This window comes from Saccharopolyspora sp. NPDC002686 (assembly GCF_040295745.1).
GTDB lineage: Bacteria > Actinomycetota > Actinomycetes > Mycobacteriales > Pseudonocardiaceae > Saccharopolyspora > Saccharopolyspora oryzae.
On record NZ_JBEOVY010000455.1, the window covers coordinates 1 to 5,269 of the forward strand.

The window sequence follows — 5,269 nt, forward strand, 5'->3', positions numbered from 1 at the left end:
GCTGCTGCTGCCGCTGGTCGGCATCCTGGTCGCCATCGAGATGGCCGGTGCGATCGTCCTCGTGCACCTGCCCCACGGCCTGTTCTCCCCCGAAGGTTTCGAGCTGCCGCTGGCCATCGGTGTCGCCGCGCTCGCACTGGGGTTCAACGGCGGGGGCTGGTCGATCGACCACGGGCTCTTCCGCCGCCGCGGCAGCGCCCCGGCCGAACCGGAACCGAGCGGGACCTGACCGCTACTCCGCTTCCACCTCGCTGCGCTGCTGCGCGGCCAGGTAGTTGCCCGACTCGGCGTACAGGCTGGTCAGCAGCCAAGCACCGACCCCGATGTCATCGCCGATTCCCAGCAGCGGCAGGAAGTCCGGGATGAAGTCGATCGGCGAGATCACGTAGCAGACCGCGATCAGCCACAGCAGCAGCTGGTAGCGCGGCAGCACCGGATTCCGGCCCCGAGCGGTGGCCGCGATCATCCCCGGCACCGCCCGCGCCCTGCGGAGCGGACTGCCCACCGGCGCCGCCTGGTGCGCGCGCACGGCGGCGAGCACCGGAACCCGACGGCGCACCGCAGCCATCGCACCGGCCAGGAGCATGCCCAGCCCGGCGGCGATCAAGCCGACCGGCAGCAGCCAGCCACCCGCCGCGTCGCCTCCGAACACCACCGCCACGACCACTCCGGCCACCAGCAGCAGCCCGCCGACCACGATCATCACCAGTCCCCCGTTCCCGCACCGCTGCGATCAGGTTGCCACGATCCGCGCTCGAGCGGCGGAGCCGGGTGTTCCGTGGCACGGTCGGCGAAAGCTGGTCGACTTCCGCCGGAAGTCGCCGACGCTGGGGAGGACCGTGGTCGACCAGGCCGAATCGCAGGCGCGCGACACCTCGCTGGCCCGCGCCAGCGCGACGATGGCGGTGGCCACCGCGACCAGCCGGGTCAGCGGCCTGCTGGCGAAGGTGCTGCTGGTCGCGGTGCTCGGGCTCGGCGTGGTCAACGACTCCTACACCGTGGCCAACACCCTGCCCACCGTGGTCAACGAGCTCCTGCTCGGCGGAGTGCTCACGAGCATCGCCGTCCCGCTCCTGGTCCGCGCGCAGCAGCGGGGCCCTCAGGAGGGCACCGAGTACGCCCGCTGGATGATCACCATGGGCGGGGTGCTGCTGCTCGTGGCCACGGCGGCAGCGGTCGCCGCCGCTCCCCTGCTCACCGAGCTCTACCTCGGCCCCGACACGCGCGCCAACTCCGCCCTGACCACCGCGTTCGCCTACCTGCTGCTGCCGGGCATCGTCTGCTACGGCCTGTCCGCGCTGCTGCAGGCGATCCTCAACGTGCGCGGGCTGTTCGGCACGCCCGCCTGGGCACCGGTGGTCAACAACCTGGTCGTGATCAGCACGGTCGTGGTGTACGCGCTGATGCCCGGCGAGATCTCCACCAGCCCGGTGCGGATGGGCGAGCCGAAACTGCTGGTCCTGGGCATCGGCACGGCGCTGGGCATCGCCGCGCAGACGCTGATCATGGTCGTGTCGCTGCGGCGCAGCGGGTTCCGCTACCGGTGGCGCTGGGGCTGGGACCGGCGGCTGTCGGAGTTCGGCGGGCTGGCCGGTTGGGTGGTGCTCTACACGCTGGTCAGCCAGGCGGGCATGGTCGTGATCACCCGCGTGACCGGGCAGGGCACGCCCGGCAGCGTCGCGACGTTCAACTACGCCTGGCTGCTGTCGCAGGTGCCCTACGGGGTCCTCGGCGTTTCGCTGCTGACCGCGCTGATGCCCCGGATCAGCAAGGCCGCCGCGGCCGAGGACACCCGCTCGTTCGTCGCCGACCTGGCGCTGGGCACGCGCATGAGCTCGGTGCTGCTGATGCCGATCAGCGCGCTGCTGATCGTCGCGGGCGGGCCGCTCGCCGTGGCGTTCTTCTCGCTGGGCGCCAGCGATGTGGCCGCTGCCGACCGGCTCGGCTACGCCCTGGCCGCAGCAGCGATCGGGGTGGTCCCGTTCGCCATCACGATGCTGCAGCTGCGCGCCTTCTACGCGATGCACGACGCCCGCACCCCGACCTGGATCAACGTGATCATGGTCGTGGCGCGCAGCGCGCTGTGCTACCTGGTGCTGGCCACCGCGGACCCCGGCGACCTGGTCGTCGGGGTGACCGCAGCGATGTCGGCGAGCTTCGTGGTCGGTGCGATCGCCGGGCAGATCTGGCTGCGCTGCCGGGTCGGGCGGCTGCGGACCAAGAGCACGCTCGCCGGTATCGGGCGCAGCATCGCCGCCACTGCCCTCGGCTGCGGCTGCTCGATCGCAGTCGTCGCGGCGGTGCGCAGCGTGTTCGGACCGCTCCCCACCGCCGCCGACGCCTGGACGTCGCTGATCATCCACACCGTCGTGGTGCTCGGAGTCAGCTTCGCCGCGCTGGCGCTGTTCCGGGCACCCGAGCTGAAACCCGCGGTGGACAGGCTCGCCCGGGTGTTCCGGCGCTGAGCCTCACTTGCGGTTGCGCACGTGCGGCCGGCTCCGCTCGGCGCGGAGCGCGCGCAGCTCGGGCGGGTCCGGCAGCGGTTCGAGCGGTTCACCGATCGCCCACTCCAGCAGCAGATCCGCCAACCGCGGATTGCGCGCCAGAACCGGGCCGTGCATGTAGGTGCACACGACGTGCCCGCGGACCGCGCCTTCGGCCGAGTCGTGGCCGTTGCCGATGCCGCGCACCACTCGCCCCAGGGGGCGCGAGTCGCCGCCCACCGCGGTCCGGCCGAGGTGGTTCTCGAACCCGGTCAGCATCCCGACGCCCATCAGCGTCGACTGCGTCGTGACCTCGCCGATGGCCCGCCCTTCACCGGGTTCGGTGTCGGCATCGACGAAGCCCAGGCCCTCGTGCCGCTTGCCGTCGCCCGTGACGAAGCTGGTCCCCAGCACCTGCAACCCGCCGCACACCCCGAGCACCGGAACGCCCCGGTCGACCGCGCTGGCCAGTCCCCTGCCCCGGCGCAGGAACCGCACCGCCGCGACCTGCGCGACGTCCTCTCCCCCGCCGATCAAGTACAGGTCGCAGGACTCCGGCACCGAGTCCGCCGACGACAGCACCGTGACCGTCTCGCTGTCGATGTTGCGCCACTTCAACCGCTGGGCCAGCACGATGACGTTGCCGCGGTCGCCGTAAGTGCCCAGCAGATCGGGCAGCACCAGGGCGAGGCGAATCCGGTCGCGCATCATCAGCGGCTCCTGGCGACGAGATCGCGGAACGCCGTGTAGTTGGCGATCACGTCGGGCACCCCGTCATCCGTCCCGGCCAAGGCATCGTCCACCGAGGTGGAGACGGTGGCCGGGACCCCGGCGTAGTGCAGGCGCACCGCGAGGTCGAGGGCGCGATCCCCGGCGACGCGCACCGGGCGGTCGCCGAGCAGCTCGAAGTCGACGTCCCAGAGCCAGGACACGTCGTAGCCGTCGGCTTCCCGGCTGTTGACCACCAGCACCAGCGGGTGCTGCTCGGTGGAGGCCAGGTCCAGCATCTCCAGCCAGCTCGCGGGGTTCTTCGCCAGCAGCAGCCGCACCGCGCGCCCGGCCAGCTGAACGGTGCCGTAGCGGCCTGCCGCCTCGGTGATCTTCTGGATGCGCTGCACCGCAGCGTCCTGGTCGCAACCCAACCGCTCCGCTGCTGCCAGGGCGAACGTCGCGTTGACCCGGTTGACCTGGCCGGGAAGCGCCAAGTCGAGCGCGCAGCGCGTGCCGTCGGCGGCCACGGCGGCATCGGTGGCCACGGTCCAGTCCGCTGCGGGACGCGAGAGGCCGCAGGCGCAACGCCAGTCCTGATCCGCGTCGCCGAGGAAGGCCCCGCAGCGCGGGCAGTTCAGCGCGTCGCCCTTCCACCGCGCGCCACCGGAGATCCACGTGACGCTGGGGTGGTCCGCGGCCGCGAACACGATGTTCGGGTCGTCGCGGTTGGCGATCACGTGCGCACCGGGAGCCGCGGCGAGGGCCCGCCGCAAGCTCTCGGCCACCGTGCGGATCTCACCGACCCGGTCCAGCTGGTCCCGGCTGAGGTTGAGCAGCAGGATCACCGCCGGTTCGAACTGCGCGGTCACCTGCGCCAGGTGCAGCTCGTCGACCTCCAGCGCGGCGAACGGAGCGCTCGGCCTGGTCATCAGCGCGGCGACGTGCCCGTCGAGCATGTTCGCGCCGGTGGCGTTGCTGACCGCCGGAGCTCGGGAGCGGAGCGCCTCGGCCACCATCCGGGTGGTGGTGGTCTTGCCGTTGGTCCCGGTCACCATCACCACGCGCCGTCCGACCACCAGCCTGCGCAGTGCCTGCGGTTGCAGGCTCAGCGCGAGGCGGCCACCGATCATCGCGCCGCTGCCCAGGCCGAGCCGCCTCGACATCGAGGAGGCCAACCGGCCCAGGTCGATCGCGATCGTGGTCCGCAGGTCGAGCCGGTGTCCCCCGCGCTGCGGCGGCTGCACCGGTGCCGGCACCACCCGCCACTGCTGCCCGGCCGGTGACCTCCGGCCGGAAGTCGGCTCGACGGCCCCGGTCTCCCGCGTGGTCTCGGCCATGCACCCCTCCCCCCTCGGTGCCCGCAGCCGGCGGGCCTCCCGGGTCAGCTCGGGACGAGCACGTCACCACCACTCGGCCGCACTCGGTCGCGCCGTCCGTCGCTTCTTCGCCAGTGTGGACCGAGATCGGCGAAACAGCGCGACGATCAGCAGCAGGACACCAGCAGTGATCGCCGCTGGTCCCACCCAGCCGTGCAAGGCGCTGGTCAGCTCGACCAGCGCGGCCCGTTGACCGGTGGACATCGTGGTGTCCCTCCTTCCGCGCGAGCAGGTCGTGTCCGGCCAGGTGCCGGAACTCGTCGCCGCACATGATCCAGCCGAACCCCGGCCCGGGTGGGTGCCAACATGCCGGTGAATCGCCCCATCGAGGAGGGTTCACCAACTCGATGATCAGCGATGACGGATCGTGCGCACCGCAATCGGGCGCGGCTGGGCGATCATCGCGATCCTTCGCCGAGGTGCTCACCCGAACAGGTTCTGCGCGCTGAACACGCTCGGCGATCTTCGAGGCGATCGTTCAGGCTCTGACTGCACCCGCAGGCCCGCCGCGGCGGGCGAAGGGAGGCGGAATGGGCCAGGTTCTGCTGTTGATCGGAATGGGCGGGATCGCGCTGGGCGGGATCGGTTGGACCGCCTGGGACATCCGCTCCGACCTGCGTCGGCGCAAGTTGTGAGCACTTGATCGAGCAATGCTACGAGGGCCCGCGGCCGACTCCGCCGGATGAGCGGAGTTCGGCC

The 5,269-nt window shown here is 71.9% G+C and carries 6 protein-coding genes; 2 read left to right on the forward strand and 4 right to left on the reverse strand.

All coding sequences use genetic code 11. The annotated features are described in order from the left end of the window. The coding region (locus tag ABTZ89_RS35330; RefSeq protein WP_502949646.1) for a DoxX family protein at window positions 1-229 on the forward strand (229 nt) is incomplete at its 5' end. Between the two features lie 3 nt (window positions 230-232). On the opposite strand, the gene ABTZ89_RS35335 is transcribed toward ABTZ89_RS35330, so the two are convergent. Beyond that, complete coding sequence (locus ABTZ89_RS35335; protein ID WP_351053169.1) at window positions 233-703, reverse strand: YkvA family protein; 471 nt, start codon at window positions 701-703, stop codon at window positions 233-235. A gap of 136 nt (window positions 704-839) precedes the next feature. On the opposite strand from ABTZ89_RS35335, the gene murJ reads away from it, so the two are divergent. Continuing rightward, on the forward strand, window positions 840-2,465 hold the full coding sequence (gene murJ, locus ABTZ89_RS35340) for a murein biosynthesis integral membrane protein MurJ (RefSeq protein ID WP_351053163.1): 1,626 nt from the start codon (window positions 840-842) through the stop codon (window positions 2,463-2,465). Window positions 2,466-2,468: 3 nt separating this feature from the next. Here the strand turns inward: murJ and ABTZ89_RS35345 are convergent, their stop codons facing one another. From ABTZ89_RS35345 to ABTZ89_RS35355, 3 genes are all read right to left on the reverse strand, one after another. Continuing rightward, the gene (locus tag ABTZ89_RS35345; protein ID WP_502949647.1) at window positions 2,469-3,194 is read right to left on the reverse strand and encodes a type 1 glutamine amidotransferase; all 726 of its coding nucleotides are present in this window, start codon (window positions 3,192-3,194) and stop codon (window positions 2,469-2,471) included. Further along, window positions 3,194-4,531, reverse strand: coding sequence for a MurT ligase domain-containing protein (locus tag ABTZ89_RS35350; protein ID WP_351053166.1), 1,338 nt, complete (start codon window positions 4,529-4,531; stop codon window positions 3,194-3,196). The genes ABTZ89_RS35345 and ABTZ89_RS35350 overlap by 1 nt, the downstream gene beginning before the upstream one ends. Window positions 4,532-4,594: 63 nt before the next feature. Continuing rightward, window positions 4,595-4,774, reverse strand: coding sequence for a hypothetical protein (locus ABTZ89_RS35355; RefSeq protein WP_270948199.1), 180 nt, complete (start codon window positions 4,772-4,774; stop codon window positions 4,595-4,597). Window positions 4,775-5,269 lie beyond the last annotated feature (495 nt).